The 26262-nt window shown below is 57.9% G+C and carries 24 protein-coding genes; 6 read left to right on the top strand and 18 right to left on the bottom strand.

Annotated elements, in window-relative coordinates:
* The first annotated feature begins 235 nt into the window (after positions 1–235).
* Positions 236–949, top strand: a complete 714-nt coding sequence (locus AD669_RS08295; protein ID WP_053118627.1) for a UTRA domain-containing protein — start codon at positions 236–238, stop codon at positions 947–949.
* 120 nt (positions 950–1069) lie between these two features.
* Positions 1070–1618: a hypothetical protein gene (locus AD669_RS08300; RefSeq protein ID WP_053118629.1), complete on the top strand. Its 549-nt coding sequence runs from the start codon at positions 1070–1072 to the stop codon at positions 1616–1618.
* A gap of 42 nt (positions 1619–1660) precedes the next feature.
* Here AD669_RS08300 and AD669_RS08305 read toward each other — a convergent pair whose 3' ends face one another.
* The 8 genes from AD669_RS08305 to minC form a co-directional block, all read right to left on the bottom strand.
* Positions 1661–3814, bottom strand: coding sequence for a mechanosensitive ion channel family protein (locus tag AD669_RS08305; protein ID WP_053118631.1), 2154 nt, complete (start codon positions 3812–3814; stop codon positions 1661–1663).
* 75 nt (positions 3815–3889) lie between these two features.
* Positions 3890–4066, bottom strand: a complete 177-nt coding sequence (locus AD669_RS28565) for a hypothetical protein (protein ID WP_172680090.1) — start codon at positions 4064–4066, stop codon at positions 3890–3892.
* Positions 4067–4261: 195 nt separating this feature from the next.
* Entirely contained in the window at positions 4262–5551 is a 1290-nt protein-coding gene (locus tag AD669_RS08310) for a M18 family aminopeptidase (protein WP_053118633.1), read from the bottom strand.
* Between the two features lie 158 nt (positions 5552–5709).
* Positions 5710–6810 carry a hypothetical protein gene (locus AD669_RS08315; RefSeq protein ID WP_053118635.1) on the bottom strand — a complete coding sequence of 367 codons (1101 nt, stop codon included), beginning with the start codon at positions 6808–6810 and terminating at the stop codon, positions 5710–5712.
* Between the two features lie 15 nt (positions 6811–6825).
* Positions 6826–7461 carry an RluA family pseudouridine synthase gene (locus AD669_RS08320; RefSeq protein ID WP_034151766.1) on the bottom strand — a complete coding sequence of 212 codons (636 nt, stop codon included), beginning with the start codon at positions 7459–7461 and terminating at the stop codon, positions 6826–6828.
* A gap of 174 nt (positions 7462–7635) precedes the next feature.
* Positions 7636–7890: a cell division topological specificity factor MinE gene (gene minE / locus AD669_RS08325; protein ID WP_003223146.1), complete on the bottom strand. Its 255-nt coding sequence runs from the start codon at positions 7888–7890 to the stop codon at positions 7636–7638.
* Entirely contained in the window at positions 7890–8702 is an 813-nt protein-coding gene (gene minD / locus AD669_RS08330) for a septum site-determining protein MinD (protein WP_007913953.1), read from the bottom strand. The genes minE and minD overlap by 1 nt, the downstream gene beginning before the upstream one ends.
* Positions 8703–8871: 169 nt before the next feature.
* Complete coding sequence (gene minC / locus AD669_RS08335; protein ID WP_053118637.1) at positions 8872–9609, bottom strand: septum site-determining protein MinC; 738 nt, start codon at positions 9607–9609, stop codon at positions 8872–8874.
* Positions 9610–9726: 117 nt separating this feature from the next.
* Between minC and AD669_RS08340 the strand changes: the two genes are divergently transcribed.
* From AD669_RS08340 to AD669_RS08350, 3 genes are all read left to right on the top strand, one after another.
* Positions 9727–10659 carry a lipid A biosynthesis lauroyl acyltransferase gene (locus AD669_RS08340; RefSeq protein WP_053118640.1) on the top strand — a complete coding sequence of 311 codons (933 nt, stop codon included), beginning with the start codon at positions 9727–9729 and terminating at the stop codon, positions 10657–10659.
* Between the two features lie 35 nt (positions 10660–10694).
* Entirely contained in the window at positions 10695–11864 is a 1170-nt protein-coding gene (locus AD669_RS08345; protein ID WP_053118642.1) for a patatin-like phospholipase family protein, read from the top strand.
* Positions 11865–11934: 70 nt separating this feature from the next.
* The gene (locus tag AD669_RS08350) at positions 11935–14733 is read left to right on the top strand and encodes an RHS repeat domain-containing protein (protein WP_172680091.1); all 2799 of its coding nucleotides are present in this window, start codon (positions 11935–11937) and stop codon (positions 14731–14733) included.
* A 73-nt stretch (positions 14734–14806) separates the two neighbouring features.
* On the opposite strand, the gene AD669_RS08355 is transcribed toward AD669_RS08350, so the two are convergent.
* The 8 genes from AD669_RS08355 to puuE all read right to left on the bottom strand — a co-directional run bounded on the left by AD669_RS08355 (position 14807) and on the right by puuE (position 22949).
* Positions 14807–15592, bottom strand: coding sequence for an outer membrane protein OmpK (locus AD669_RS08355; protein ID WP_053118646.1), 786 nt, complete (start codon positions 15590–15592; stop codon positions 14807–14809).
* Between the two features lie 374 nt (positions 15593–15966).
* Complete coding sequence (locus AD669_RS08360) at positions 15967–16752, bottom strand: outer membrane protein OmpK (RefSeq protein WP_053118648.1); 786 nt, start codon at positions 16750–16752, stop codon at positions 15967–15969.
* Positions 16753–16917: 165 nt separating this feature from the next.
* Positions 16918–18276, bottom strand: a complete 1359-nt coding sequence (locus tag AD669_RS08365; RefSeq protein WP_053118650.1) for a nucleobase:cation symporter-2 family protein — start codon at positions 18274–18276, stop codon at positions 16918–16920.
* A 166-nt stretch (positions 18277–18442) separates the two neighbouring features.
* A complete protein-coding gene (locus tag AD669_RS08370) occupies positions 18443–19750 on the bottom strand; it encodes a urate hydroxylase PuuD (RefSeq protein WP_053118652.1) in 1308 nt (435 codons plus the stop codon).
* Between the two features lie 51 nt (positions 19751–19801).
* The gene (locus tag AD669_RS08375; protein WP_053118654.1) at positions 19802–20305 is read right to left on the bottom strand and encodes an ureidoglycolate lyase; all 504 of its coding nucleotides are present in this window, start codon (positions 20303–20305) and stop codon (positions 19802–19804) included.
* 119 nt (positions 20306–20424) lie between these two features.
* On the bottom strand, positions 20425–21420 hold the full coding sequence (gene alc / locus AD669_RS08380) for an allantoicase (protein WP_053118656.1): 996 nt from the start codon (positions 21418–21420) through the stop codon (positions 20425–20427).
* Between the two features lie 90 nt (positions 21421–21510).
* Entirely contained in the window at positions 21511–22026 is a 516-nt protein-coding gene (gene uraD, locus AD669_RS08385; RefSeq protein WP_008080897.1) for a 2-oxo-4-hydroxy-4-carboxy-5-ureidoimidazoline decarboxylase, read from the bottom strand.
* A complete protein-coding gene (gene puuE / locus AD669_RS08390; protein WP_034151757.1) occupies positions 22023–22949 on the bottom strand; it encodes an allantoinase PuuE in 927 nt (308 codons plus the stop codon). Before puuE ends, uraD begins: the two co-directional genes overlap by 4 nt.
* A gap of 443 nt (positions 22950–23392) precedes the next feature.
* Here puuE and uraH point away from each other — a divergent pair, with 443 nt between their 5' ends.
* On the top strand, positions 23393–23746 hold the full coding sequence (gene uraH, locus AD669_RS08395) for a hydroxyisourate hydrolase (protein WP_008031462.1): 354 nt from the start codon (positions 23393–23395) through the stop codon (positions 23744–23746).
* 193 nt (positions 23747–23939) lie between these two features.
* On the opposite strand, the gene AD669_RS08400 is transcribed toward uraH, so the two are convergent.
* Both AD669_RS08400 and AD669_RS08405 read right to left on the bottom strand, forming a co-directional pair.
* The gene (locus tag AD669_RS08400; protein ID WP_008080903.1) at positions 23940–24566 is read right to left on the bottom strand and encodes a LysE family translocator; all 627 of its coding nucleotides are present in this window, start codon (positions 24564–24566) and stop codon (positions 23940–23942) included.
* A gap of 89 nt (positions 24567–24655) precedes the next feature.
* Entirely contained in the window at positions 24656–26005 is a 1350-nt protein-coding gene (locus AD669_RS08405) for an NCS2 family permease (RefSeq protein WP_053118658.1), read from the bottom strand.
* Positions 26006–26262 lie beyond the last annotated feature (257 nt).

Raw genomic sequence — 26262 nt, forward strand, 5'->3', positions numbered from 1 at the left:
CCAGGCCTTTTATTTGGTCGATATCGGCAGGTGCCAGATAAGCGTAGACCATGCTCAAAGGCCCGGAGGGCAAGGGACTTGGCCGATGTATTGCAAGTCGTGAGGACGACCGTCGGGTAGTTTTGTCATCTCTCGGTCATCTGTACTGCCTAGGCTTGCAACACCGCAAAACGGTTTGATCGCCGTGCGGTTTTGCCCCGAAACAGTGCTGGTCTAGTCCAGATAGGTAACGTTGATGCGCGATGAGGCAACAAAAGCGGTGACAGCCATTGGCCAGGTCTTGCAGGAGCAGCTCGATCATGGGCTGTTGGCGGCGGGCAGCAAGTTGCCGGCCGAGCGTAAGCTCAGTGAGTTGTTTGGCACCACGCGGATTACTGTGCGTGAGGCGTTGTTGCAGTTGGAGGCGCAGGGGCAGATTTATCGTGAGGAGCGACGCGGCTGGTTCGTGTCGCCGCCGCGTCTGGCCTATAACCTGATGCAACGCAGTCACTTTCACGCGATGGTCAGTGCGCAGGGGCGGGTGCCGTCGACCGAGGTGATTTCGGCGCGGCTGCAACCGGCGTCAGCGGCGGTATGCGAGTGGTTGCAGTTGCCGGCGCTGTCCAGCGTGATTCAGATTTGCCGGTCGCGGCGGATTGACGGGCGGTTGGTGTTGTATGTGGAGCACTATTTGAATCCGCAGTTTTTTCCGGGGATTCTTGAGTTTGATTTGAATCAGTCGATTACTGAGTTGTATGCGCGGCATTACGATTTGCACTATGGGCGGGTGCGCTTTGAGATTGTGCCGACGTCTTTGTCGGTGGATGCGGCGGCGGCTTTGCGGGTGTCGGTGGGGAGTCCGGGGTTACGGATTGCTCGGGTTAATTATGATCAGCATGAGCGGTTGATTGATTGTGATCTGGAGTTTTGGCGGCATGATGCGATTCATGTTGGAGTGGATGTGCTTTGAACTTTTTATATGATTTGTTGAAATAACTAGTGGTTTGTTTTCGATTTTTAAGTTTGGTTGTCTTGTTTAAAGTAAATGCAGGTCAAATCTGACTTGCATTGATTTAAATAAGGATGTTGTATGTTTGGTGATGAAGATTGCAGCAAGGAAAGCTTTAAGGGCACGTTGACTGCTTACGGTAACCCTATTTCTGTGACGGAGACTGGACGAGTAGCGGCAATGCGCTCGGGTGTTGAACCGACCGTGTTCTATTTCTACGGGAGTTACGGTAGATATTCGATAAGTCTGGGACGCACTGATGAAGGCAAGGGCGTTGTCGGAATGGAAACGGAAGGGTATCTGCGCATACAACAGCAAGGTATTGAGTTTTATGTCAGTGATGGTGAAGGGGCGCCACTCGCCAACACACAATCGTCGGGTGAAAAGGTGGTGTATCTGGTCGGCTCTACAGAGAATGCAGATGTATTGCTGTTTGGCGGCGCAGACTTGTTTGATTGGGATGTGGATGCGCGATACAACTTCTTGAACGCAGCTCATAAAGTCAAACACGAGACTATTGATGAAAGTGTTTATTATTTCGCCCCGGCCGGCGATGGCACATGGAGGAAGTATACGGAAGATCAGCCGTACTTCAGTAAGGCTACACCCTTTGTATTAACCGTTGTGTAAACCCAGTTGTACGCAGCGCGGAGTTTCGCGCTGCGTTTTTTATTACTGCTTATCCAGCTGACTCCCCCCCGGCACCATCTGAATACTCATCCTCGGTGTCGCCAGATCCAGTCCGGCTTCATCCAGATGCCGCTTCAGCGACAAGTTGAACGCCCGCGACACTTCCCACTGTTTGATTGGCGCCGTCTTGAACCGTGCACGCAAAATCGCGCTACCCGACTCAAAACTTTCGACACCCTGAATTTCCAGCGGCGACCAGATATTGCGCCGTTGCAGAGGATCGGTGCGCATCTTCTGGCCGACGTCGCGCATTAGTTTGATCGCGTCGTCGATTTCCATGTTGTACGGCACCGCGACGCGGAAGATCGCGTAGCCGAATTCGCGGGAGTAGTTCTTGATGCTTTTGATTTCGCTGAACGGGATGGTGTGGACGATGCCGTCGATGTCGCGCAGGCGCACGGTGCGGATGGTCAGGCCTTCGACGGTACCGAGGTGGCCGCCGACGTCGACGTAGTCATCGATGGCCAGCGAATCTTCGATGATGATGAACAGGCCGGTAATCAAGTCGGCAACCAGCGACTGCGCACCGAAACCGATGGCCAGACCGATCACACCGGCACCGGCCAGCAGTGGCGTAACGTTCATGCCCATGTTCGCCAGCGCGACGATCAGCGCGATGATGAAAATCGCCACGAACAGCACGTTGCGGATCAGCGGCATCATCGTTTGCGCGCGGGCATTGGCCAGGCCTTTGCGCGAGCGGGTGAGGGCGTGGTGCACAGCCGTATCAGAAAGAATCCAGATCAGCCAGGCAAACAGCAGCGTGCCAGCGAGGCTGAACAGTTTGACGCTGACGTCATGCCCGTCGCCTTCTGCGAAAGTGATCAGCGACTTGCCCCACACCCGCAGACCCAACTCGATAAACGCCAGCCACACCAGCAGATGGGCGAGGGTGTAGAAGAAGTTTTTCAGTCGTTCCGAATACAGCGCATGGCGTTTAGCCCCGCGCTGCGGTTTCAGCGAGTGGCGACGCACCAGGCCGTTGATCACCATGCACAACACCAGCAACACCGTGCAGATCATCGATTGGCGCAAAGCAGTGCTGGTGTCGCCGGCGGAGAAGAACGTCGCGAACAGCGAAATCCCCACCAGCACCAGCGCCGGGACGTACCAGAAGGTACCGAGGATATCGATGGTGTCGCTGAGGGCGCGGCGGGTCAGGCGTCGCGACAGGGGCTGGTTGCGGATCAGGTGCGCAATCGGTCGGCGGAACCGCAGAATGAACAGGCCGGTTGAAATTGCCGCGAGGACGTTGGCGACGGTCGCGGCGGTGTGGGCCAGATGCACGCCGAGGCTTTCGATCAGACGCGGATCATTCAGCGCCTCACCGAACGCGGCGAAGCTGCCGATCAGCCACAACGGCCGGAACGCCTGATGACGCAGGATGTACAGCGCGCGATGGCGGTGCGGGCCATCGAGCAGGGAGAAAGCAATCACGCAGATCGCCGAGAAGCAGGTGCCGACCACCAATGCGTACGCCAACACCATCGCCAGGCTTTTACCCAGCGAGGACGGCAAGGCGTAACTCATGTAAACGGTGATGACCAAGGCGATCAGCCACGGCCCGAGTTTGCGCAGGGCGAAGCGCAACATGTCGAGGGCTTTGGGGTGTTGCGGCAGTTCTTCGGTCAGACCAAAACGCATGCGCACGCGATGACTGAGCCAGATCAGCGCAGCGGCGAGCAGGCTCCATACCATCAGAATCATGGCGAAACCGAAGATTACCGGCAGCCATTCGCTGGCCGGCATCATCAAGGCGCTGAATTCATCTTTGGCCAGATCGAACTCGGCAGACCAGCGATTGAGCGGGCTGTCAGCGCCGGTGAATTGTTTTTCGAAATTGGCGAGGGTGCCGCCGATCAGGCCGAGCACGCCTTCTTCAGGTGTGGTCTGGGCTTTTTTCGTGGCGTCGCGCAGCTTTTTCAGGTCGGTGAGCAGTTGCGCGCGTTGCTTGTCGTTTTCCAGCGACTTGATGACTTCGTCGAGGGATTGACCGAGGGGTTCCTGCGCTTCGGGCTGGGCCTTGTTGGTGTTGAGCAGGCCGGGCAGACCGACCGCCTGGGCAGGCGCCAGCGGCAGCAGCGTCATCAGGCAGACGAGGAACAGACTGGGTAAAGCAAAAAGACGAGCAAACACTAGGCGGTCAACCTCGCAATGGGCGGATCGAACGAGTGTACGAGCCCGCCTGCTGCAATGCGAGCCGGTGCGCGGTTATTCGTTGAGTTTGGCGAGGATCTTGTAAACCACGGTGGCGAGGATCAACAGCATGCCGACCCACATGGCGAAAACACCGGCGTTCTTGTCGCGGAAGTTGAAGCCGATGGCCAGCAGGAGCATTCCGCACAGGATCGGAATGAGCATGGCGTGAAACGAAGACATCGTGATCATGGAGACAGCCTTGTCGAAAGGGATGATTAAAGTCTAGGTGGCTTTTGTTTGGGAGGTGCTGATGTGTATCAGAGTTGAGCCGGTTTCTTGATGAAATTTGTGCTGGCTGAACCGGCCTCATCGCGGGCAAGCCTTGCTCCTACAGAGGTGAGGCTTGTGTAGGAGCAGAGCTTGCTCGCGAAGCTTTTAAGGCTTTTAAGGCAAATCGCGGCAGGCGTAAAACGCGCTCAGCACTTTCACCAGATGTGCCAGATCATGGCTGCCGCACAGTTCGCGGATCGAGTGCATGGCGAAGGTCGGCAGGCCGATATCGACGGTGCGCACACCGAGGTGGCTGGCGGTGATCGGGCCGATGGTCGAGCCGCAGCCCATGTCGCTGCGCACTACGAAGCTTTGCACCGGCACTTCTTCGGCCATGCACAGATGGCGGAAGAAGCCGGCGGTTTCGCTGTTGGTGGCGTACCGCTGGTTGCTGTTGACCTTGATCACCGGGCCAGCGTTGAGTTTCGGGCCGTGGTTGGCGTCGTGCTTGTCGGCGTAGTTCGGGTGCACGCCGTGGGCGTTGTCGGCCGAGACCAGCAGGGATTTCTGGATGGTGCGAACGAACTCGTCACCTTCCGGCAGCAGACGGCGCAGGGTTTGTTCGAGCATCGGGCCGTCAGCGCCGCAGGCCGAGCAGGAGCCGACTTCTTCGTGATCGTTGCAGACCAGCACGCAAGTTTCGTCGGTTTCGGCAGTCAGCAGCGCTTGCAGTCCGGCGTAGCACGACAGCAAGTTGTCGAGACGCGCGCCGGCAATGAAGTCGCCATTCAGGCCAATCACTGCAGCACTTTGTGTGTCGTAGAAGCTCAGCTCGTAATCGAGCACGACGTCGGCGTTCAAGCCGTGTTCGCGGGCCAGTTGATCGGTGAGCACGGCGCGGAAATCGACGCGTTCGTCCCCAGCGAATTGCGCAAGGATCGGCGGCAGCTCGGTCTGCGCGTTGATCGCCCAGCCCTGATTGGCTTCACGGTTGAGGTGAATGGCCAGGTTGGGAATGATCGCGATCGGCACCTTGAAGTCGATCAGTTGGCTTTCGACCTTGCCATCGCGGCGGAAGGTGACGCGGCCGGCCAGCGACAGATCGCGGTCGAACCACGGCGCCAGCAGTGCGCCGCCATACACTTCAACGCCCAGTTGCCAGAAGCCCTGACGCTGCAGTTCCGGCTGTGGTTTGACGCGCAGGCACGGGCTGTCGGTGTGCGCGCCAACCAGACGGATGCCACCGTGCAGGGGTGAAGTGCGGCCCATTTTGATCGCGACGATCGAGGAGTCATTACGAGTAACGTAATAGCGGCCGTTAGGCTCGGTGGTCCACGGCTCGCGCTCGTCGAGGCGCACAAAACCGGCGGCCTCCAGACGCTGCACAAGACTGGCGGTGGCGTGGAACGGGGTAGGGGAGGCCTTGAGGAAGTCGATCAGGCCTTGGTTCAACTCTTCGCGCATAACAAGCTCCAGACAGCAATGGCCGGGAGTTTAACGCATCGGGAGGGGAATTCGATCCCTGTAGGAGCTGCGGCACGCTGCGATCTTTTGATTTTGATTTCAAAAAGCAGAATCAAAAGATCGCAGCGTGCCGCAGCTCCTACAGAGGGTGGGGTTGGTTAGCGCGGGCTGAACACGCGTTTTTTCAGGTAGCGCATGATGACTTTCTCGTCTTCCGGCTTGTCCGGGCGTGGCAGCTGTTTTGGCCAGCGGCTCTGGCTCAGGAGCTTTTTCTGCCGGCTCTCGTCCCAGCGCAGAATCTCCCGCGACGCACATTCCCACCACTCATGGCGACAGGCGCTGTAGTACGGATCATCCGGTGCAGCGCTGCCATACAACAAGTCTCGACCGACCTTGCGCAAGGCGCCGCTCTGGTGGCGCAGTTTCCATTTGATTTTCAGGCGCTGCCAGGCCGACGGGAACGGTTTGACTCGCGGCACGTCGCGGCACAGATCCACCAGTCGCTGACTGAACGTTTCGCCATGCTGGGAGAAGAAGTACGTCTGCATCGCATGGAAAAAACGCTTTTCGGCGAAGTAGTGATAGACGTATTTTCGCGCTTCCACGACCCGGCGTTCACGCATGGCATAAGACAAGGCGATCTGCTCGATGGTGTGAATCTCGAACCCGCCGACCGTGCATTGATCGATCATGCGGATCGACTCTTCGAACAGATCCAGATCGTTTTCGGTGACACCGCACAGGCCGCTGTTGTAGAGCTTGAAGCCGTTGTCCGGCGTCACGCCATACGCACTGAGGTCGCGCGCAAGCTTCAGATAGTCGCTGCGCTGGTGCACGTCTTTCCAGTCGTACTCGAAGCGATCCATGACCGAGCAATCCTCTCCGATGGCATCGAGCAGACGGCTGGGATGATCAGTGAACAGCGTGTCGGTGTCGACGAACAGCGTCTTCTCCGCCCACTGCATGCCGGCGGCGATGGCGCAGGCCTTACGGCGATGGTGGTAGCCGTTTTCGCCTTGCCAGCGCGTCAGCGTGGCTTCATCGAGGAACACCGTGTCGACCGGCCAGCCGGCGTAATCTTGCGGGCGATCAGTGAGAATCCTGATCGCCGGGAGCTGGCCGTTTTTCGCCTGGGACAACACGGTGAGGATGCTGAACTTGGCCTCGCGGCGGTAGACATCCTGATTGCCGTAAATCAGGTACAGCAACTGCTGGCGGGTTTTTTTCAGGGGTGTGGCGAGGGAATCAATACAACTCATCCGAAACAAAAATCCTTAAAACGGTGCCGGGCATTCGAAGCGCAAGCGTTCGCCGGTCTGGGGATGGGTGAAGCTCAACATACTCGCGTGCAGACACAAACGCGGCCAGGCCGCCAAGGCTTGTTCATGGGCGTAGAGCCCGTCGCCCAGCAGCGGATGACCGATGGACAGCATGTGCACGCGCAACTGGTGCGAACGGCCGGTGATCGGCGTCAGCTCGACGCGGCACCAGTCGCCACAACGTTCCAGCACGCGCCAGAAGGTCAGCGCATGTTTGCCGAATTCGTGATCAACCACATGGCGCGGCTTGGTCGGCGGGTCGTAGCGCAGGGGCAAATCGATGCTGCCGCTGTCCAGTTCCGGCTGACCCCAGGCCAACGCGGTGTAGGCCTTTTCGGTTTCACGGTCATGAAACTGGCGCGACAGTTCACGATGCGTGTCGGCGTCACGGGCCAGCAGAATGATGCCGGAGGTTTCCCAGTCCAGACGATGGACGATGCGCGCTTCCGGGTAGCCGTTTTCCTGCAGACGGGTAATCAGGCAATCCTTGTTGTCGTCGGCGCGACCGGGCACCGAGAGCAGCAACGTCGGTTTGTTCACCACCAGTACAGCGGCGTCCTGATGGATGATGTGGATGTTGGACAACGGCATTAAAACAGCCTCGTAACAAATGCCAACGGCGGCTCGGGGACCACATTCCCTGTAGGAGCTGCGGCACGCTGCGATCTTTTGATCTTTTAACAACAAGAGCAAAAGATCGCAGCGTGCCGCAGCTCCTACAAAAGCTTGTTGGCCCCGAGCCGCCGTAGCGACTACCCAATCGACTCAGCGATCGGGCAGGGTGATGTTGAGTTCCAGAATCGAGCAACTGCCCTGGCTTTCCAGTGCAACATGTACGTCGTCGTTGCCGATGTTGACGTACTTGCGGATCACGTCGACCAGTTCCTTCTGCAAGGCTGGCAGGTAATCCGGCGTGCTGCGCTGGCCGCGCTCATGCGCCACGATGATCTGTAGACGCTCTTTCGCTACCGAGGCGGTACTTGGCTTTTTGTTGGCACGAAAGAAGTCAAAAAGGTTCATTACCTACCTCCAAACAGGCGCTCGAAGAATCCCTTCTTCTCGACATCGAGGAAACGGTGGGCTTTTTCTTTGCCCAGCAAACGGTCGACGGTATCGCTATAAGCCTGACCGGCATCGCTCTGGTCGTCGAGAATCACCGGCACGCCCTGGTTGGATGCCTTGAGCACCGCCTGGGATTCCGGGATCACGCCGAGCAGGGTGACCGAGAGGATTTCCTTGACGTCTTCAACGCCAAGCATCTCGCCCTTTTCCACACGCTCTGGATGGTAGCGAGTGATCAGCAGGTGTTCCTTGATCGGGTCTTCGCCACGTTCGGCGCGACGCGATTTGCTCGCCAGCAGGCCGAGCATGCGGTCCGAATCTCGTACCGAGGACACTTCCGGGTTGGTCACGACGATCGCTTCATCAGCGAAGTACATGGCCAGGTGTGCGCCTTTTTCGATGCCCGCCGGGGAGTCGCAGACGACGAACTCAAATTGTTCCTTGAGCTCCATCAGGACTTTTTCCACGCCTTCGACGGTCAGCGCGTCTTTGTCGCGGGTCTGGCTGGCGGCCAGCACGTAGAGGTTTTCCAGGCGCTTGTCTTTGATCAGCGCCTGTTGCAGGTTGGCTTCGCCATTGACCACGTTGACGAAGTCATACACCACGCGGCGCTCGCAACCCATGATCAAGTCAAGGTTACGCAGGCCCACGTCGAAGTCGACGATCACTGTTTTGTGGCCGCGCAGAGCGAGGCCGGTACCGATAGCGGCGCTGGTGGTGGTCTTACCCACACCACCCTTGCCGGATGTAACCACGAGAATCTTGGCCAAGGTGTTTCACCCCTAAGGAAGAAGGACTTTTTAGCCCCTGAAAAACATCTCTTGAAAACTACTGCAGTCGGACAGCCTTGGCTGGAATTTGGCTTTAGGCCTTTTTCCTACTTCGTTTGAGCCGTTTTCGCTACGTTTTAGAGATGCTTGGAAAATGCGGCAGTATCCGTTAAAGCCGAATGATGTTCAACACGTCGCCCGACAGGCTGACCTGTACGCCCGAGCCCCACATTGGATCGCGGCGTAAATCCTCGGAAACCTTGTAATGACCGGCGATGGAGATCAGTTCAGCGCTCAATTGCTGACAGAAAATCCGTGCCTTGGTGTCACCCTTCACGCCGGCCAGCGCACGGCCACGCATCGGGCCGTATACATGGATGTTGCCATCGGCAAGAAGTTCCGCCCCCGGACTGACCGAGGAGACCACGACCAAATCGCCACCCTGCGCGTATATCTGTTGGCCACCACGTACTGGCGTGGTGATGACGCGGGTCTGTTTGACGGTCGGTTCTGGCGGCTTTTCCGGCTTCTTTTTGACTTCGGCTTCGGGCATCTCCAGCGGGCGTTCACGGGCACCGGACGGCGGCAGCACCGGAATGTCGATGGCGATGGCGGCGGCAATGTCTTCGATGCGGCTGGCGCGAATCGCCAGGGTGCGCAGGCCATGTTGACGGCACACACGCATCAAACCTGGCAGGTCGACCGCGCCTTCGCTCGGCGGCAGTTTGTCCAGGGCCAGAACCAGCGGCGCGTTGCTGAAGAAATTCGGCGCCTGCGCAACTTTGGCGGCCAATTGCCGATCGAGGCTGTCGAGGTCGTTACGGGCCAGTTCCAGCACGGTAATGGCCAGCATGCTGCCCTTTAGCTGGAACACGGGATCTTGGTTTAACGGTTCGGTTTTGCTCATGTCGGCATACAACGGCTTGTCACTAAAAGTGCCGAGACTTATAACGAGAACGCCCGCAGGCCGCAAGCCGGGTCGAACGATGTAGAATGCGCGGCCACTGTATTTACGGAAGCTTTAATGGATCGCCCGCGTTTTCGAAAAGCATTTCTTGCTCCACGCTTCTGGCCGCTCTGGTGCGGCTTGGGGCTTTTGTGGCTGATCGTGCAGCTGCCGTATCCGGCGTTGCTGACCATCGGTCGATTTTTGGGTGCGTTGATGTATCGCTTCGCCGGCGACCGGCGGCGCATTGCCAAGCGTAATCTTGAACTGTGCTTCCCGGAAAAATCCGCGGCGGAGCGCAAACGCCTGCTCAAGGAAAATTTCGCCTCGACCGGCATCGCTTTTTTTGAAATGGCGATGAGCTGGTGGTGGTCGCGTGAGCGTCTGGCCAAACTCGCCCACGTCGAAGGGCTGGAGCATTTGCAGAAAGCCCAGCGCGAAGGCAAAGGCGTGATCCTGATGGCGGTGCATTTCACTACGCTGGAAATCGGCGCGGCACTGCTCGGCCAACAGCACACCATCGACGGCATGTACCGCGAGCACAAAAATCCGTTGTTCGATTTCATCCAGCGTCAGGGCCGTGAGCGGCACAACCTCGATTCGCTGGCGGTGGAGCGCGACGACGTGCGCGGCATGCTCAAGCTGCTGCGTTCCGGTCGGGCGATCTGGTACGCGCCGGATCAGGACTACGGCGCCAAGCAAAGTATCTTCGTGCCGCTGTTCGGCATTCAGGCGGCGACGGTGACGGCGACGACCAAATTCGCGCGGCTGGGTAAGGCGCTGGTGGTGCCGTTCACTCAGGAGCGTCTGGCGGACGGCAGCGGGTATCGTCTGGTGGTGCATCCGCCGCTGGAAGATTTCCCGGGCGAGACCGAAGAAGCCGATTGCCTGCGCATCAACCAATGGGTTGAAGGTGTGTTGCGCGATTGCCCGGAGCAATACTTGTGGGCGCATCGTCGCTTCAAGAGCCGGCCGCCGGGCGAGCCGAAGTTGTACGCCAAACGCGGTTGATTCACCCCATCCCCTAAGCACCACGGAGTGTTGCGATGAGCCCAGCGGAACCGGTCACAGGTTTGATTCTTTCCGGCGGCGGGGCTCGGGCGGCGTATCAAGTGGGCGTGCTGGCAGCGATTGCCGAATTGTTGCCGGTGGGCGCGGACAACCCGTTCCCGGTAATCGTCGGCACCTCGGCCGGCGCGATCAACGCGGTCAGCCTCGCCAGCGGCGCCAGCGATTTCCGCGCGGCGATCGAACGTCTGACGCTGTTCTGGCAAGGCTTTCGCAGCCATCGCGTGCTGCGCAGTGACTGGCCCGGTGTGATCCGTCAGGCCAGCCGTTTTGTCAGCCACAGCCTGCTTGGCCTCGGTCGACATCTGCCGGCAGCGCTGCTCAACAGTTCGCCGCTGCGCGACCTGCTCAACGAAAAACTGCACCTGCCCGGCATCGCCGAATCCATCGCACGCAAGCAATTGCATGCGGTGGCGGTGACGGCGTTCGGCTACGAATCGGGGCAGGCGGTGACGTTCTATCAGGGCGGCGGCACGATTGATTCGTGGCTGCGGCATCGGCGCATCGGTGTGCCGACGCAATTGTCGGTCGATCATCTGTTGGCCAGCTCGGCGATTCCGTTGTTGTTCGCGCCGGTGAAAATCGGTGAGGAGTATTTCGGCGACGGCGCGGTGCGGCAATCGGCGCCGATCAGTCCGGCGTTGCACTTGGGCGCCAGTCGCGTGCTGGTGGTCGGCGTCAGCGGCAACCCGCGTGGCTTTGATCCGCAGCAGCCGCTGGAACGCACCTACTCCGGGCAACAGCCGACACTCGCGCAGATCGGCGGGCACATGCTCAACAGCACGTTCATTGACAGCCTGGAAAGCGACATCGAGTTGCTGCAGCGGCTCAACCAATTCAGTCATCTGATGCCCGCCGGCACGCCGACACGCGAGTTGGGCGTGGCGCCGGTGGAGGTGCTGGTGATTTCACCGAGTCAGCCGATTGATGAGATCGCGGCGCGGCATCGTCAGGAATTGCCGGCGGCGTTGCGCTTGTTTTTGCGCGGGCCGGGGGCGACGAAGACGAGCGGGGCAGGGGTGCTGAGTTATCTGTTGTTCGAGGCGGGGTATTGCAGCGAGTTGATTGATTTGGGGCGAAGGGATGCGTTGGCCAAGCGTGAGGAGTTGTGCCGGTTTCTCGGAATTCGGCAGCCTGAAGCCGTTTGACCTGTCAGGTATGACAGTAGACGGCTGATGGTTATGTCCTTAGCTTTATCCCATGGACAGGGGGGGAGCGATGGACAGTCAGCAATGGACGGATACTCACACGCCGGCACTCTCTGTCGTCGACTCACGCGGGCTGGCCGTGCGAAGCGTTGCCTATTGTCGACACCCGAAAAATCCTTCCATTGAACCTCGCATTACCCGCAATCATTTTGATGCTGCCGGCCGGCAGATAGCGTCATGGGATCCTCGATTGTGGGGGGGCGCAGCGAAACCGAACCTCGCGACGACCTACAATCTGCAAAACCAGTCCCTATTGGTGGACAGCGTTGATGCAGGCTGGCAACTGAGTCTGGTGGATCAGGCCGGTATGGCTCGCTCTTTCTGGGACGGACGTGGGAGTCAACGGCACACCGAATACGATCATCTGCAGCGGCCGACGATTGTTTCGGAGCATCTGGCGCAGGATTCACCGAAGGTTTGCGACCGTTTTGATTATGGCGATGGCTCTGACGCGTTTGCTGAGCATAACCAGTGCGGCCAACTGTTGCAGCATGATCATCCGGCAGGCAGCCGCAGCCTCGACGAATACGGCGTGAGTGGTTTGCTGTTATCGGAGCAGACGCGGTTTCTGCGTGATCTCGAGTTGCCTGACTGGTCGTGCGAATCCGTGTCAGCCCTATTGGAAGACGAGGTTTTCAAGTCAACGCAGAAGTATGGCCCTTTGGCAGAAGTGCGCTGCCAGACGGATGCCGCGGGCAATGTCAGATTCTTTGAGTTCGACCGGGCGGGGCAACTTAGCGCCGCCCGACTCAAACTCGCTGGCTCCTCGGAACCTCCGCGTTTGCTGGTCAACGATATACATTACGACGCTACGGGTAACCGCATCAGTGAGCAGACTGGCAATGATGCAGTGAGTACTGCCCACTACGCCATTGAAGACGGACGTTTGCTGCAAATGCAGTCCCCCAATGGCGAGGGCGGTGTGCTGCAGGATTTCAACTATGAGTACGATCCTGTCGGCAACATCGTAACGCTTCAAGACCTTGCGCAGCCGACGCGTTATTTCAAGAATCAGCGCATTGATCCGGTTAACCGTTATGTTCATGACAGCCTTTACCAACTGGTCGAGGCCACGGGCAGTGAAGTCAGCCAACCCAGCCATGGCCCTGCATTACCCGGCTGGCAAACTACGCCACTGGATCCCAATCAGTTACGCAATTACGTCCAGGCATTCGATTACGACGCGGCCGGCAACCTGAAAAGGCGCCACCACAGCGATGCAGAAACTTTCGAGATGTTTACGTCGTTGCAGAGCAATCGCAGTGTTGCCGATCAAGCGAGTCTGACTGATGGCTTCGATGCGAACGGCAATCAGCTGGAGCTTTTGCGCGGCCAACGGATGACGTGGGATGTTCGCAACCAGTTGAGCCGCGTAACGATGGTCAACCGTCCTGACGGTTCAGATGATGCCGAACATTACTGTTATGAGCGCCCCGGCCATCGCTTGCGCAAGGTTGGCGTTACGCAAGCTGCCAGTCGCACTTTAAGGACTGAAGTTCGCTACTTGTCGGGACTGGAAATCCATCGTGATACCGCCACCGGAGAAGAGCGGCATGTCATCAGTGTTGAAGCAGGGCACAGCCAGGTTCGCGCCTTGCACTGGGAAACCGGAAAGCCTGCGGATGTGCGCAACGATCAGTTGCGTTTTTCCCTGAGCAATCATTTGAACTCATGCACCCTGGAATTGGATGAGTGGGGCAGCGTCCTGAGTCGGGAGGTTTATTACGCGTATGGCGGCACGGCTCTGTGGGCGGGGGCTAGCGAGGTTCAGGCGAAGTACAAAACAATTCGTTATTCGGGAAAAGAGAGGGATTTGACGGGGCTTTATTACTATGGTTATCGCTATTACGCGCCTTGGTTGCAGCGATGGGTGAGCACGGATCCCGCAGGGGACGTGAATGGTTTGAATTTGTTTTTGTTTTGTGGGAATGGATCGGCGAGCAGAGTTGACAGCCAAGGGTTGAGTTGGAATGCCAGTGAGTATTTTTACAAGGTTAGGCCAATAGGCTTTGTGTATAAAGAAGAGGGGGAGTGGTGGGATAAAGCTAGAAGCAAAGTTGATTTTTCACTCGATAAAGCAATTTCTGAAATTGAAAGTGTAAATGCAGCGATGTTGTCGAACAAAGAAAGTGGATTTAATTCTGCGGTTTCAGATTGCATTGATAACACGTTTGGGCCTGGTGTCGATCGTACTTATTTGATGGAAGCATTAGGCAGAATAGAAGACCATTTGAACAACTATTCCATTGACAGAGACAATATTCTTCTGGTGGAGCGGCCGAATATAAAACGGGCAATCGGTGAGAGTCGAGGAAACGAGAGACTTTATGCTGGTGTGCGTATGCCCCCCAAGGATCCGATGAATCGAATGGTGGTCACCGAGCGCGAACTTTTAAGTGAGGGAACTCTCGATATTGCTTTTATTCACGCCGCGGCAGTACGAATGGGAGGGCATGAGTTACTTGGTTTTTCAAGGGGATTTCCAATGATAGCGCCTGATGCTACTGCCTTTGTTGGAGAAGATCTCGCAAATGGAAAGTTTGATGGGGAAATTGTATCTCGCGTTCTGGATCGACTAAAACCTGCTGATGTTAAATGTTTTTTTGGATCGAAAAGGCTTTTTAATCTGGAAGGCAAAATGGCCGCGAATCCAGAAATCAGGGCTGATTTATTGACGCATGATGCGGGAGTGCTGACTTACTTTACCAAGACATTAGCTCATGTGCTTGAAGAGCAGCGACCACCCCCTTACTCAGAACAACTCAGAAATAAATTCTCGGCGAATTACCGTTCACCGAAGGACGCGTAGCCGACATGAATAATCATTACACACAGATCCTTCACGTTTGCCGTGAAAGACCTGTGTACAGGTTGCCGTGTAATCAGAAGTGGAACTTCACCAGGAAGCTGGTCACGTTCTGATTGGTGGTGAACGCACGGGTGTCGTCGATCCCGTACTTGTCTTTCCAGTAGTCGTACTCAACACCGACGTACAGCTGCTTCTCGCCGAAATTCAGCGCCTTGCCCAGGTCGTATTTGACCTGTGGGTTGAAGTGCAGGTTGGCTTTGTATTCGCCACGGTTGTTTTCGTCGTTGTCGACGACCCAGTCCATGTAACCGTCGATCAGCACGTTCGAGTCGCCGACCGGGATGGTGTAGGACCAGACCGGGGTGATCTGCCAGACGTTGTCACCCGGGCGCGAGCCTTCGGTGTGGCGCTGGTAGAAGTTCAGCTGGAAGTAGTCGAAGCCCGGAATGGCCAGGTCGAAGCCAGGACCGATCAGGTAGGACTCGGTGTCACCCTCGCCGAACTCGTAGGTCATCGCCAGCAGGACGTCTTTGATCGGGCCGAATTCGATCTTCTGGTCGAGTACCTTGCCCAGCGAGATGCGCGGCTGGAACTCGCCGTAGTAGGTGTTCGGGCCGTTGTTGAAGTCCTTGTCACCGTTGTAGAAGATCTTGTCGACGAACAGGAAGTTGTCCCCATACTTCCACGCATCGGCGTGCTCGAAGGTGACGGTCTGCTGGATCGCAGGGTTGACCTTGAAGTCCTTACCGTAGAGGTAGGTCAGGCTGTTGTTCTGCCACTGCAGCAGGCCATCGGCCATGGCCTGGCCGCCGGCCAGCATCGATCCCGCAAGCATCAGGCTGGTGCACGTACGTTTCATTCGGTTGCTCCCAAAGTAGGTGTTCCACGTTTATTTTTTTTAAGATCGGCGCTCTGGTGTGGCGCCTTTTTTCGTTACTGCAAAAGTCATCCAATCGGTCAGCTTTGCTGGTGTTAGCAAGAGCTGGGCCAAGGCTTTTCGAAAAGCAAAAAAACGCCCGTCGGCTGCTGCAAAACAGTCGATTGAGCGTGTTCTCGGGATGCCTCGGTACTGGCCGGGGCCGGGATAAGTTGGCCCGTCGGTCAGGAATTAAATCCGGGCTTTTTTTTAGACCGAATTCATGAGGCCGCGGAGAATACTGACTCCTCGGCCAGCTCTCAAGTGCCCCGCAACAGAGCACCGACGACAGGTATGGGGCACGGTTGCGGGTCATCTTAAAAATGCACCTTCACAAGCAGGCTGGCGGTGTTCTGATTGGTGTCGAGGTTGTGGCTGCTTTCGACGCCGTATTTGTTCTTCCAGTAGCTGTATTCGGTGCCGACGTACAGCTGCTTCTGACTCCAGCCCAGGGCTTTGCCGAGGTCATATTTGATCTGCGGATTGATGTGCAGGTTGGCGTGGTAGGTGCCGCGCGAGTTCTCGTCGTTGTCGACCACCCAATCCAGATAGCCATCGATCAGCACGTCGGAATTGCCCACGGGAATGCTGTAAGACCAGCCGGGGGTGATCTGCCACACGCCGTCGCCGGGGCGCGGGCCTTCGGTCTGGCGGCGGAAGATGTTGAGGGTGACGTAGTTGAAGCCGGGCACCTTGAGGTCGAAGCCCGGGCCGATCAGGTAGGCCTCGCTTTCACCTTCGCCGTACTCGTAGGTCATCGCCAGCAGCACGTCTTTGATCGGGCCGAATTCGATCTTCTGGTCGAAGATCTTGCCGAACGAGAAGCGTGGGGTGAATTCGCCGTAAAAGGTGTGCGGGCCTTTGTTGCGGTCTTCTTCGCCGTTGTAGAAGATTTTGTCGACGAAGAGAAAGTTGTCGCCGTATTTCCACTTGTCGGCGTGCTCGAACGTGACCGTCTGCTGGATCGACGGGTTGATCGCGAAATTCTTGCCGTACAGGTAGCTGAGGCTGTTGGTTTGCCACAGCAGTAAATCGCCAGCCATGGCTTGACTCGCGGCCAGCAGGCCACCACCCAACAGCATGTTTGTCTGTGTACGAATCATCTGTTGCTCCCTCTTGTTTTTATTGTTTGAGGCGCAGAGCTGTTGCTTGCCCTTGTAGGAGCAGAGCTTGCTCGCGAAAGCGGTGGGTCATTCAACATTGATGGTGGCTGACCTGGCCTCTTCGCGAGCAAGCTCTGCTCCTACAGGAGTACTTCGGTGTTGCTGTTAGTGCTGGTGTGCGTGGCAGTCGTTGATGGCCGCGCGCTCTTTGCCGCCGAGAATGTTGAACAGCAGGTTCAGCGTCAGCGCGCTGAGCGTTGCCATGGCGATGCCGCTGTGGGTAATCGGGCTCATCCACAGCGGCAGGTGCGCGAAGAACTCAGGGCGCACCACCGGGATCAGGCCCATGCCGATGCTCACCGCCACCAGCAACTGGTTGCGACGGTCACCGATGTCGGCTTCTTGCAGAATCTTGATGCCGGTCGCGGCGACCATGCCGAACATCGCAATCGCTGCGCCGCCGAGTACTGCCGGTGGAATCGATGCCACCAGGAACGCGGCTTTCGGCAGCAGGCTCAGGACGATCAGCAAGCCACCGGCAACGATGGTCACCGAGCGGCAGCGCACGCCGGTCATCTGCACCAGGCCGATGTTTTGCGCGAACGAGGAGTGGGTGAAGGTGTTGAAGAAACCGGCGACAAACGAGGCGCCAGCATCACACAGCAAGCCGCGACGCAGCATGCGCGGGCAGACTTCCTGGCCGGTGATTTTGCCCAGCGCGAGGAACATCCCGGTGGACTCGACGAAGATGATCACCACCACCAGGCACATCGACAGGATCGGCGCGAGTTCGAATTTCGGCATGCCGAAATGCAGCGGGGTAACGAACTGAATCCATGGCGCATTGGCCATGCCGCTGAGGTCGACCATGCCGATCACGCCGCACAGGATGTAGCCGAAGCACATACCGATCAGTACGGAAATGTTGACCCAGAAACCGCGCATGAAGCGGTGCACCAGCAGAATGGTGCCCAACACCAGGGCGGCGATGGCCAGATAAATCGGTGAACCGAATTGCGTAGCGCCTGCACCGCCGCCAGCCCAATTTACGGCGACGGGGAACAGCGACAAACCGATCGAGGTGATGACCGTGCCGGTCACCAGAGGCGGGAAGAAGCGTACGACCTTGGACATGAATGGCGCGATGATCATGCCGAAGAAACCGGCGGCGATCGTTGCGCCGAAGATGCCTTGCAGGCCGATACCGGGCATGCCGGCCATGGCGACCATGCTGCCGACAGCGGCAAAACTGGCGCCCATCATCACCGGCATGCGAATGCCCATCGGGCCGATGCCCATGGATTGCACGATGGTGGCGACACCGGCGACCAGCAGGTCGGCGTTGATCAGGAAGGCAATTTCTTCACGACTCAGGCCAGCGGCCTGTCCAATGATCAGCGGCACCGCGATGGCACCACCGTACATCAGCAGAACATGTTGCAAACCGACCAGGATCAGTTGCAAAAGGGGCAATCGCTGAATGGCGGGTGCGTCGGGGATGCGCGCTTTGGACAGCTCGGACATGCAACACCTCAGATCTTTTTATTCTTGTGATTGAACAGCTGCCGGGTTGCTCGCAGCTGTCCTTTGCATCAGGTCGACCGCGTTGCGGCCATTCGCGAGCAAGCTCGCTCCCACAGGGATTAAAGGTGTCCTTGTGGGAGCGAGCTTGCTCGCGAAGTTTTACGGCTTAGTTGGTCTGGGCTCCCTGCACAATCCAGGCGCCGATCAGGTCACGTTCTTGCTGGGTCATCTGTGTGATGTTGCCCAGTGGCATGATCTGACTGGTGACCGCTTGTGCCTGAATCCGCGCCGCGTTCTGGCGGATCTGCTCAGGGGTGTCGAACATCACACCCGCTGGCGCTGCGCTGAACAACGGACTGGTCGGCTTGGCCGAGTGGCAAACCGCGCAGCGTTCTTGAATCACGCTGTGCACTTTGTCAAAGCCAGGGCCGGCGTTGGAGGCTTGTGCCGGTGCAGCAGGTTCGGCAGGAGCTGCCGGTGCCGCTTCCGCCGGTTTCGCGCCACCACCCAGTGCCGTTTCCGGCAGCGGTTGATACTCGATTTTTGCTGGAGCCTTGGCCACTTCCGGAGCGGTCGACATCGGCGTTGGGCCGGTGACGTACGCCAGCGTGATCATGCCTACCGCTGCAACCGGCAGAGTCCAGGCAAACTTGTGGCTGTCGTGACGGGTGTTGAAGTAGTGACGCACCAACACGGCCAACACTGCGATCCCGGCCAGGATCAACCAGTTGTACTGGCTGCCATAGGTGCTCGGGAAGTGGTTGCTGATCATGATGAACAGCACCGGCAGGGTGAAGTAGTTGTTGTGACGCGAACGCAGCAAGCCTTTGGCCGGCAGTGCCGGATCCGGCGTGCGGTTCTCGGCAATCGCCGCCACCAGTGCGCGTTGCGCCGGCATGATGATGCGGAACACGTTACCGACCATGATGGTGCCGATGATCGCGCCAACGTGCAGGTACGCACCACGACCGCTGAACACTTTGCTGAAGCCATACGCCGCGCCGATGATCAGCACGAACAGAATGAAGCCGAGCAGAGCAGGGCGTTTGCCCAAGGCCGAGTCGCACAGGAAGGAGTAGATGAACCAGCCGAGGAACAGCGAGCCGATACCGATGGCCACGCCTTCAGGGCCGCTCAGTGTGCTGCCCGGAGCCAGCAGGTAGAGCGTCGGATTGGAGTAGAACACCACGCACAGCAGCGCGATACCCGACATCCAGGTGAAGTAGGCTTCCCATTTGAACCAGTGCAGGTTCTCCGGCATCGACGGCGGGGCCAGTTTGTATTTTTCGAGGTGATAGATACCGCCACCGTGGATCGCCCACAGGTCACCGGCCAGACCGGTTTTCGGGTTGACGCGGTTGAGGTTGTTCTCCAGCCAGACGAAGTAGAACGACGCGCCGATCCAGGCCACGCCAGTAATCATGTGAACCCAGCGCACGCTCAGGTTCAGCCATTCCAACAGATGTGCTTCCACAGTCTTTACCTCTCGCCTGTCACTCTTGTTGTCGAGTGATCAGACCTTCTCTTATTGGTGGGGGGCGAGGAACAGACGCTCTTCCTCTTTGAAAAAATGCTCATCGCAGTTATTGCCTGTGCCACTGCGATCAACCACCAGGAAGTCATCCCGCTTTTCGATCGTCAGCACCGGATGGTGCCAAACGCCGCGATGGTAATTAATGCCCTGCCTGCCGTTGGTGACGAAGGCGCGGACCAAGCCTGATACAGGTTCATCGCCAACTGGCGCGACCACGATCAGAAAGGGGTTGCCGAGCAGCGGTATGAAAGCCTGGCTGCCCAGCGGATGGCGTTCCAGCATGCAAACGGTCAGCGGCATGTCCTGCGCGTCGGCGCGGAAGATGCTGATGATCGCGTTGTCCTCAGGCTGAGCGGTTTCGACCGTCGCCAGTTTATGGAAGCGCATGGTCGAACCGTTGTTGATCATGAAGTGATCGCTGCCGTCGGTTTCGATCACGTCACCGAAAGGGGCGAAGGCTTCTTTGGTCAGCGGTTCAATCGTTAGTGTGCGCATGCTGTTCTTCTTATCCGAATTCTGTGTTGACTGTTCTGACGCCTTCGCGAGCAAGCTCGCTCCCACCTTTGGAATGCAATCCCTTGTGGGAGCGAGCTTGCTCGCGAATGGGTTCAACCTTATTTAGCGACCTTGCCGAGAACGCGCAGGCGGCTCACGCCACCGTCCGGGAACACGTTCAGGCGGATGTGGGTAATCGGGCCCAGTGCTTTGATCTGCTCGACGAAGGTGTGCTCGGCGTGCATTTCCAGCTTCTGGCTTGGCAGCAGATCGCGCCAGAACAGCGACTGGGTTTCGATCTGGCTGTCAGTACCACCTTTCACGAACGCGCCCTGGATCGAGCAGGTGTCCGGGTAGTTGCCTTTGAAGTGCAGGGTGTCGACGACGATCTTCTCGATCTCGCCCGGGTGACCCAGCGCGACGATGACCCAGTCATTGCCCGGCGTACGACGACGTGCAGTTTCCCAGCCGTCGCCCATGTTGATGCCACGGCCCGGGTTGAGGATGTTGCTCATGCGGCCGAAGTGTTCGTCGGAGCAGGCGAGGGCGCGGCCACCGTTGAGGGCTGCTGCCAGATCGACTTGCTCGTTGTCGCCAACGGCCGACCAGTCGCGATGCGGCACACCGTACACGCGCAGACGGGCAACACCGCCGTCCGGGTAGATGTTGAAGCGTAGGTGGCTGAACGCTTGGTCGTTGCTGATTTCGTGGTAGTGGTGGCTGTTGCCCTGCAGCTCGACAGCCGACAGCACTTCAGTCCACTGAGTGTTGTCATCAGGCTCGCCCGAGGCCAGGAAGCACGCTTCCAGCGAGGCCGATGGCGGGAAGTTGCCGGTGAAGAATGAAGTGTCGATGTCCACGCCTTTGATCGAGCCCGGTACGCCCAGACGGATCACTGCGCTGTCGAAGCCTTCGAAGCGCTTGCGGCGCGATTCCCAGCCGTCCATCCACTTGCCGTTGTCATCGAACACGCCCTCCTTCCATACGGCCGGGGTCGGTTGGAACAGACGATTGGCGTCTGCGAACCAGTCATCGGTGACCGAGATGATTTTGGTGCCCAGACGGGCATCGGCCAGGTTGACGAACTTCTCGAAAGGTACGGCGTAAGCTTTCATTCTTCTTGTCTGCCTTTAAATAAGTGGCTGGGGATGCTTGCAGGGCCCTGGGAAACACAAGCGTTCTAGAGGTTTCTCGGGCCAGGCTCGCTATAGGGTCAGTAAACGGAACAGGGCAATCTTGTTGATCTCCGCCAGCGCGCACTTGAACTCGGTGTCTTGCGAGTTGTGAATGCGCGTTTCGAACGCCGCGAGGATCTGATGCCGGTTGCTGCCTTTTACCGCCATGATGAAGGGAAACTTGAACTTGGCTTTGTAGGCGTCGTTCAGCTCGGTGAAGCGCTGGAACTCTTCGGCCGTGCATTGGTGAATACCGGCGCCAGCTTGTTCATTGGTGCTGGCTTCGGTCAGTTGGCCCTGGACGGCCGCTTTGCCGGCCAGGTCCGGGTGAGCGTTGATCAGTGCCAGCTGACTGGCGTGATCGGCGCTCAACAGGATGTCGCTCATGCGCTGGTGCAGGGTTTCGATCTCGTCGATCGAAGCGTCCACGCCCAGGTCGTAGGCCTTCTCGGCCACCCATGGCGAATGTTCGTAGATGTCGGCGAAAGCTTTGACGAAAGCGTCGCGGCTCAGGGTCGACGGTTGCAGGGTTTGAAAGCGGCTCATTTGGCGGCCCCTTGGTACGGCTGGGTTTCATGCCAGTGACGCGCGATGTCGACGCGACGGCTGAACCACACCTGTTCATGACTTTTGGCGTATTCGATAAAGCGTTTGAGCGAGGCGATGCGACCCGGACGACCGATCAAGCGGCAGTGCAGACCGATCGAGAGCATTTTCGGTGCTTCAGCGCCTTCGGCGTAGAGCACGTCGAACGCGTCTTTGAGGTATTCGAAGAAGTCGTCACCCTTGTTGAAACCCTGCACTTGCGTGAAGCGCATGTCGTTGGTGTCGAGGGTGTACGGGATCACCAGATGCGGCTTGCCGGTCGGGTTGTTCGGTTCCCAGTAGGGCAGGTCGTCGTCGTAGGTGTCGCAGTCGTAGAGGAAACCGCCTTCTTCCATCACCAGACGACGGGTGTTCGGGCCAGTGCGGCCGGTGTACCAGCCCAGTGGGCGCTCACCGGTGATTTCGGTGAGGATGCGGATCGCTTCGAGCATGTGCTCGCGTTCCTGCGCTTCGTCCATGTACTGGTAGTCGATCCAGCGATAGCCGTGGCTGCAGATCTCGTGACCGGCATCGACCATCGCGCGGATCACATCCGGGTGGCGCTGAGCGGCCATGGCCACGGCGAAGATGGTCAACGGAATGTCGAATTCCTTGAACAGTTTCAGGATCCGCCAGACGCCGGCACGGCTGCCATACTCGTAAAGCGATTCCATGCTCATGTTGCGCGCGCCTTGCAGCGGCTGAGCAGCAACCATTTCAGACAGGAACGCTTCGGATTCTTTGTCGCCGTGCAGAATGTTGCGCTCGCCGCCTTCCTCGTAATTGAGTACGAAGGACAGGGCGATGCGGGCATTGCCCGGCCAGTGTGGGTGAGGAGGGTTACTGCCGTAACCGATCAGGTCGCGTGGGTAGTCAGCGCTCACTGCAGTCTTCCTTCTTATTCATGACTTGTTCAAAGTCGGGATTTTGTGGCGGCCTGGCGGTGAGTGAACAGGCTGGCGTCACAGCGATGGGCTGATTGTATACAACTTTAATCGCAATTTGTAAGCCTGAATTTTCGCATTTTTCACCGACTGTCATCTTTTACTGCTATTGGCGTGAGCCTGCAATAAACCTGCCTGACCCGTCAGCTTATGGATAGGAGGTTCAATGAATAGGCGCGTTGCTGGCAGATCAAGGGGAAACGCCCGAATGGCGGGGGTGATGTGAAAAATGTCGTTTTTATTGTGTACAATTTTTTTGAAAAGTGTCTTAATCAGTCGCTCGCCGCAGCTTTTCGTGCTCCGAATCGGTGCGGTCTCCTTTTCAACTGACTTCGGGAGGCGCGAAGTCTGACTGCTTCCACGCAGGCAGGCGCGCAGAATCAATGGGACGTTTGACAACACACGTTTTGGACGCTGCACACGGTTGCCCGGGCAGTTCGATCAAGGTCGAGCTGTACCGCGTTGAAGGTTCGCAACTGGAATTGGTCGCCAGTGCGATTACCAACAGCGATGGCCGGGTCGATGCACCGCTGCTGCAAGGCGATGATTATCGTACCGGCGTTTATCAGGTTCAGTTCCACGCGGGCGATTACTACCGCGCCCGTGGTGTTCAGTTGCCGGAACCGGCCTTTCTGGACGTGGTTGTACTGCGCTTCGGCATCTCTGCCGAACAGGATCACTACCATGTTCCGTTGCTGATTTCGCCGTACAGCTATTCCACGTACCGGGGCAGCTGACCCCCAAGCAGCTGCCCCCACCGGGAAGCGACTGCGCATATAGCTTCTTTGGTCTTTCGCCCGCCCACACTGCGGGCTTTTTTTCGTCCTTGAGAAAGTGGTGTCTGGTCTGACGCCTTCGCGAGCAAGCCCGCTCCCACAGGTGGAACGCATTCCAAATGTGGGAGCGGGCTTGCTCGCGAAGCTTTGGCTGTTAGCGGCTCAACAGGGATGCAGCACCCGCACCACTGAACAACCCGGCACTGATCCGGTTAAACCAACTCTGCCCCTTACCGCTACGCAAATACCGCGCCGCGCCATGCGCACCCAGCCCGTAAGCCAGTTTGCAGCACAGATCAAGCACCACCCAGGTGGCAATCATGATCAGTAACTGCGGCAGGAACGGCTGCTGCGCGCTGAGGAACTGCGGCAGAAACGCGGCGAAGAACAGGATGTCCTTCGGATTGCTCGCGCCCAGCACAAACGCGCGCCCGAACAAGGTGCGAAAGCGCGGAGTCGGTGCAGCCTGAGGCACTTCCGCGCCTACCGACGGCTGACGCGATTGCTGCCAGCTCTGCCAGGCGAGGTAGAACAGATACAGCGCCCCGACGATTTTCAGCGCACTGAACAACTGCTCCGACGCCAACAGCAGGGCGCCCAGTCCCAGCGCCGAAGCACTGAGCAAACAGATCGACGCAATCACGCCACCCAAAAACGCCGGGTAAGAACGGCGCAGACCGTAATTCAGACTGTTGCTGATCATCAGCAATGACAGTGGCCCCGGAATCAGGATCACCACCAACGCAGCGCCGCTGAACAGCAGCCAGGTTTCCAGACTCATCACTTTCCTCCTTTTTTGTTGTACTGAAAAATGCACAAAAGCCCCACCCGTGAGGGTGAGGCCGTTTTGAAGCCTGAACCGCGTAGCGCTTACAGGAAGATGAACTTGGCGATGAAGATCGCGCAGAGCACCCACAGGCTCACGGAGATTTCCTTGTACTTGCCGGTACCGGCCTTCAGCGCCACGTAGGTGATGAAGCCCAGTGCGATACCGTCGGCGACCGAGAAGGTCAGCGGCATCATGATGGCGGTGACGATTGCCGGGATGGCATCGGTGGCTTCGTCCCACTCGATGTGGGCCATGCCGCCCATCATCAGCATTGCTACGTAGATCAATGCACCGGCGGTGGCGTAAGCGGGAATCATGCCGGCCAGCGGTGCGAAAAACATTGCCGCTATAAATAGCACACCTACGGTCACTGCGGTAAGACCAGTCCGACCACCAGCGGCCACACCGGCAGCACTTTCTACATAACTGGTGACGGGCGGAACGCCGACTACCGCACCGAATACGCTGGAAGCACTGTCGGCTTTCATCGCGCGGGAGAGGTTTTCGATGCGACCGTCAGCGCCGACCAGATTGGCGCGCTGAGCAACGCCCATCAGCGTACCGGCAGTGTCGAACATGTGTACAAAGAGGAAGGCCAACACCACGCTGATCATGCTGACGTTGAATACGCCGGCCACGTTCATCGCCATGAAGGTCGGCGCCAGACTTGGTGGCGTCGACATGATCCCTTCGTAATGCACGATGCCCAGACCCCAACCGGCGAGGGTTACGGTGATGATGCTGATGAGGATCGCGCCGAAGATTTTGTGGTAGCTGAGGATCGCAATCATCAGGAAGCAGATGGCTGCGAGCAGCGGGCCGGGCTCACGCAGGGAGCCGAGCTTGATCAGCGTCGCCGGGCTGTCGACAACGATGCCGGCGGTTTTCAGACCGATCAGGCCGAGGAACAAGCCAACACCGGCACCCATCGCATAGCGCAGACTGACCGGAATACTGTTGAGCAGCCACTCACGAATCCGCGAGAAGGTCAGGATCATGAACAACACACCGGAAACAAACACCGCACCGAGCGCGGTTTCCCAGTTGTAGCCCATGGTGCCGACCACGGTGTACGTGAAGAACGCGTTGAGGCCCATGCCCGGTGCCAGGCCGACTGGCCAGTTGGCGTACAGGCCCATCAACAGGCAGCCCAATGCGGCAGCGATACAGGTGGCGACGAACGCCGCACCGTGGTCAATCCCGGCATCGGCCATGATGTTCGGGTTGACGAAGATGATGTAAGCCATGGTGATGAAGGTAGTCAGACCGGCAATCAGCTCGGTCTTCACCGTGGTGCCATGCAAGCTGAGTTTGAACAAGCGCTCCAGCAGGCCAGTGCGTAATGGCGGCGAGAGATCCAGCGTCGATGCTTCGGATTTGCGGCTTTCCACAGCGAGTACTCCTCAAGAGTTTTATTGTTATTTCCAGGGCCGGACCCATGAGGGGTGGCAGCGGCCCTTTGAGGCACTTGCGAATTTGTTGACCATGCGGTCAGGAACTCGCACGCTGTGGATTATGCTTTTGTGTACAAATAAAGCAAATATTGTTTTTGGTTTTGTTTACGAAAGTTCCATTGATAGGGATATATCGCCTTTGAGGGCCCCTTCGCGAGCAAGCTTTGCTCCTACAAGGCAACTCAAACCGTAGG

Source organism: Pseudomonas sp. P1.31, assembly GCF_001269815.1.
GTDB lineage: Bacteria > Pseudomonadota > Gammaproteobacteria > Pseudomonadales > Pseudomonadaceae > Aquipseudomonas > Aquipseudomonas rustica.

Coding starts and splice junctions, on each gene's coding strand:
- AD669_RS08295 (WP_053118627.1), top strand. CDS start 236: ATGCGCGATGAGGCAACAAAAGCGGTGACAGCCATTGGCCAGGTCTTG.
- AD669_RS08300 (WP_053118629.1), top strand. CDS start 1,070: ATGTTTGGTGATGAAGATTGCAGCAAGGAAAGCTTTAAGGGCACGTTG.
- AD669_RS28565 (WP_172680090.1), bottom strand. CDS start 4,066: ATGATCACGATGTCTTCGTTTCACGCCATGCTCATTCCGATCCTGTGC.
- AD669_RS08310 (WP_053118633.1), bottom strand. CDS start 5,551: ATGCGCGAAGAGTTGAACCAAGGCCTGATCGACTTCCTCAAGGCCTCC.
- AD669_RS08315 (WP_053118635.1), bottom strand. CDS start 6,810: ATGAGTTGTATTGATTCCCTCGCCACACCCCTGAAAAAAACCCGCCAG.
- AD669_RS08320 (WP_034151766.1), bottom strand. CDS start 7,461: ATGCCGTTGTCCAACATCCACATCATCCATCAGGACGCCGCTGTACTG.
- minE (WP_003223146.1), bottom strand. CDS start 7,890: ATGAACCTTTTTGACTTCTTTCGTGCCAACAAAAAGCCAAGTACCGCC.
- minC (WP_053118637.1), bottom strand. CDS start 9,609: ATGAGCAAAACCGAACCGTTAAACCAAGATCCCGTGTTCCAGCTAAAG.
- AD669_RS08340 (WP_053118640.1), top strand. CDS start 9,727: ATGGATCGCCCGCGTTTTCGAAAAGCATTTCTTGCTCCACGCTTCTGG.
- AD669_RS08345 (WP_053118642.1), top strand. CDS start 10,695: ATGAGCCCAGCGGAACCGGTCACAGGTTTGATTCTTTCCGGCGGCGGG.
- AD669_RS08350 (WP_172680091.1), top strand. CDS start 11,935: ATGGACAGTCAGCAATGGACGGATACTCACACGCCGGCACTCTCTGTC.
- AD669_RS08355 (WP_053118646.1), bottom strand. CDS start 15,592: ATGAAACGTACGTGCACCAGCCTGATGCTTGCGGGATCGATGCTGGCC.
- AD669_RS08360 (WP_053118648.1), bottom strand. CDS start 16,752: ATGATTCGTACACAGACAAACATGCTGTTGGGTGGTGGCCTGCTGGCC.
- AD669_RS08365 (WP_053118650.1), bottom strand. CDS start 18,276: ATGTCCGAGCTGTCCAAAGCGCGCATCCCCGACGCACCCGCCATTCAG.
- AD669_RS08375 (WP_053118654.1), bottom strand. CDS start 20,305: ATGCGCACACTAACGATTGAACCGCTGACCAAAGAAGCCTTCGCCCCT.
- alc (WP_053118656.1), bottom strand. CDS start 21,420: ATGAAAGCTTACGCCGTACCTTTCGAGAAGTTCGTCAACCTGGCCGAT.
- uraD (WP_008080897.1), bottom strand. CDS start 22,026: ATGAGCCGCTTTCAAACCCTGCAACCGTCGACCCTGAGCCGCGACGCT.
- uraH (WP_008031462.1), top strand. CDS start 23,393: ATGGGACGTTTGACAACACACGTTTTGGACGCTGCACACGGTTGCCCG.
- AD669_RS08400 (WP_008080903.1), bottom strand. CDS start 24,566: ATGAGTCTGGAAACCTGGCTGCTGTTCAGCGGCGCTGCGTTGGTGGTG.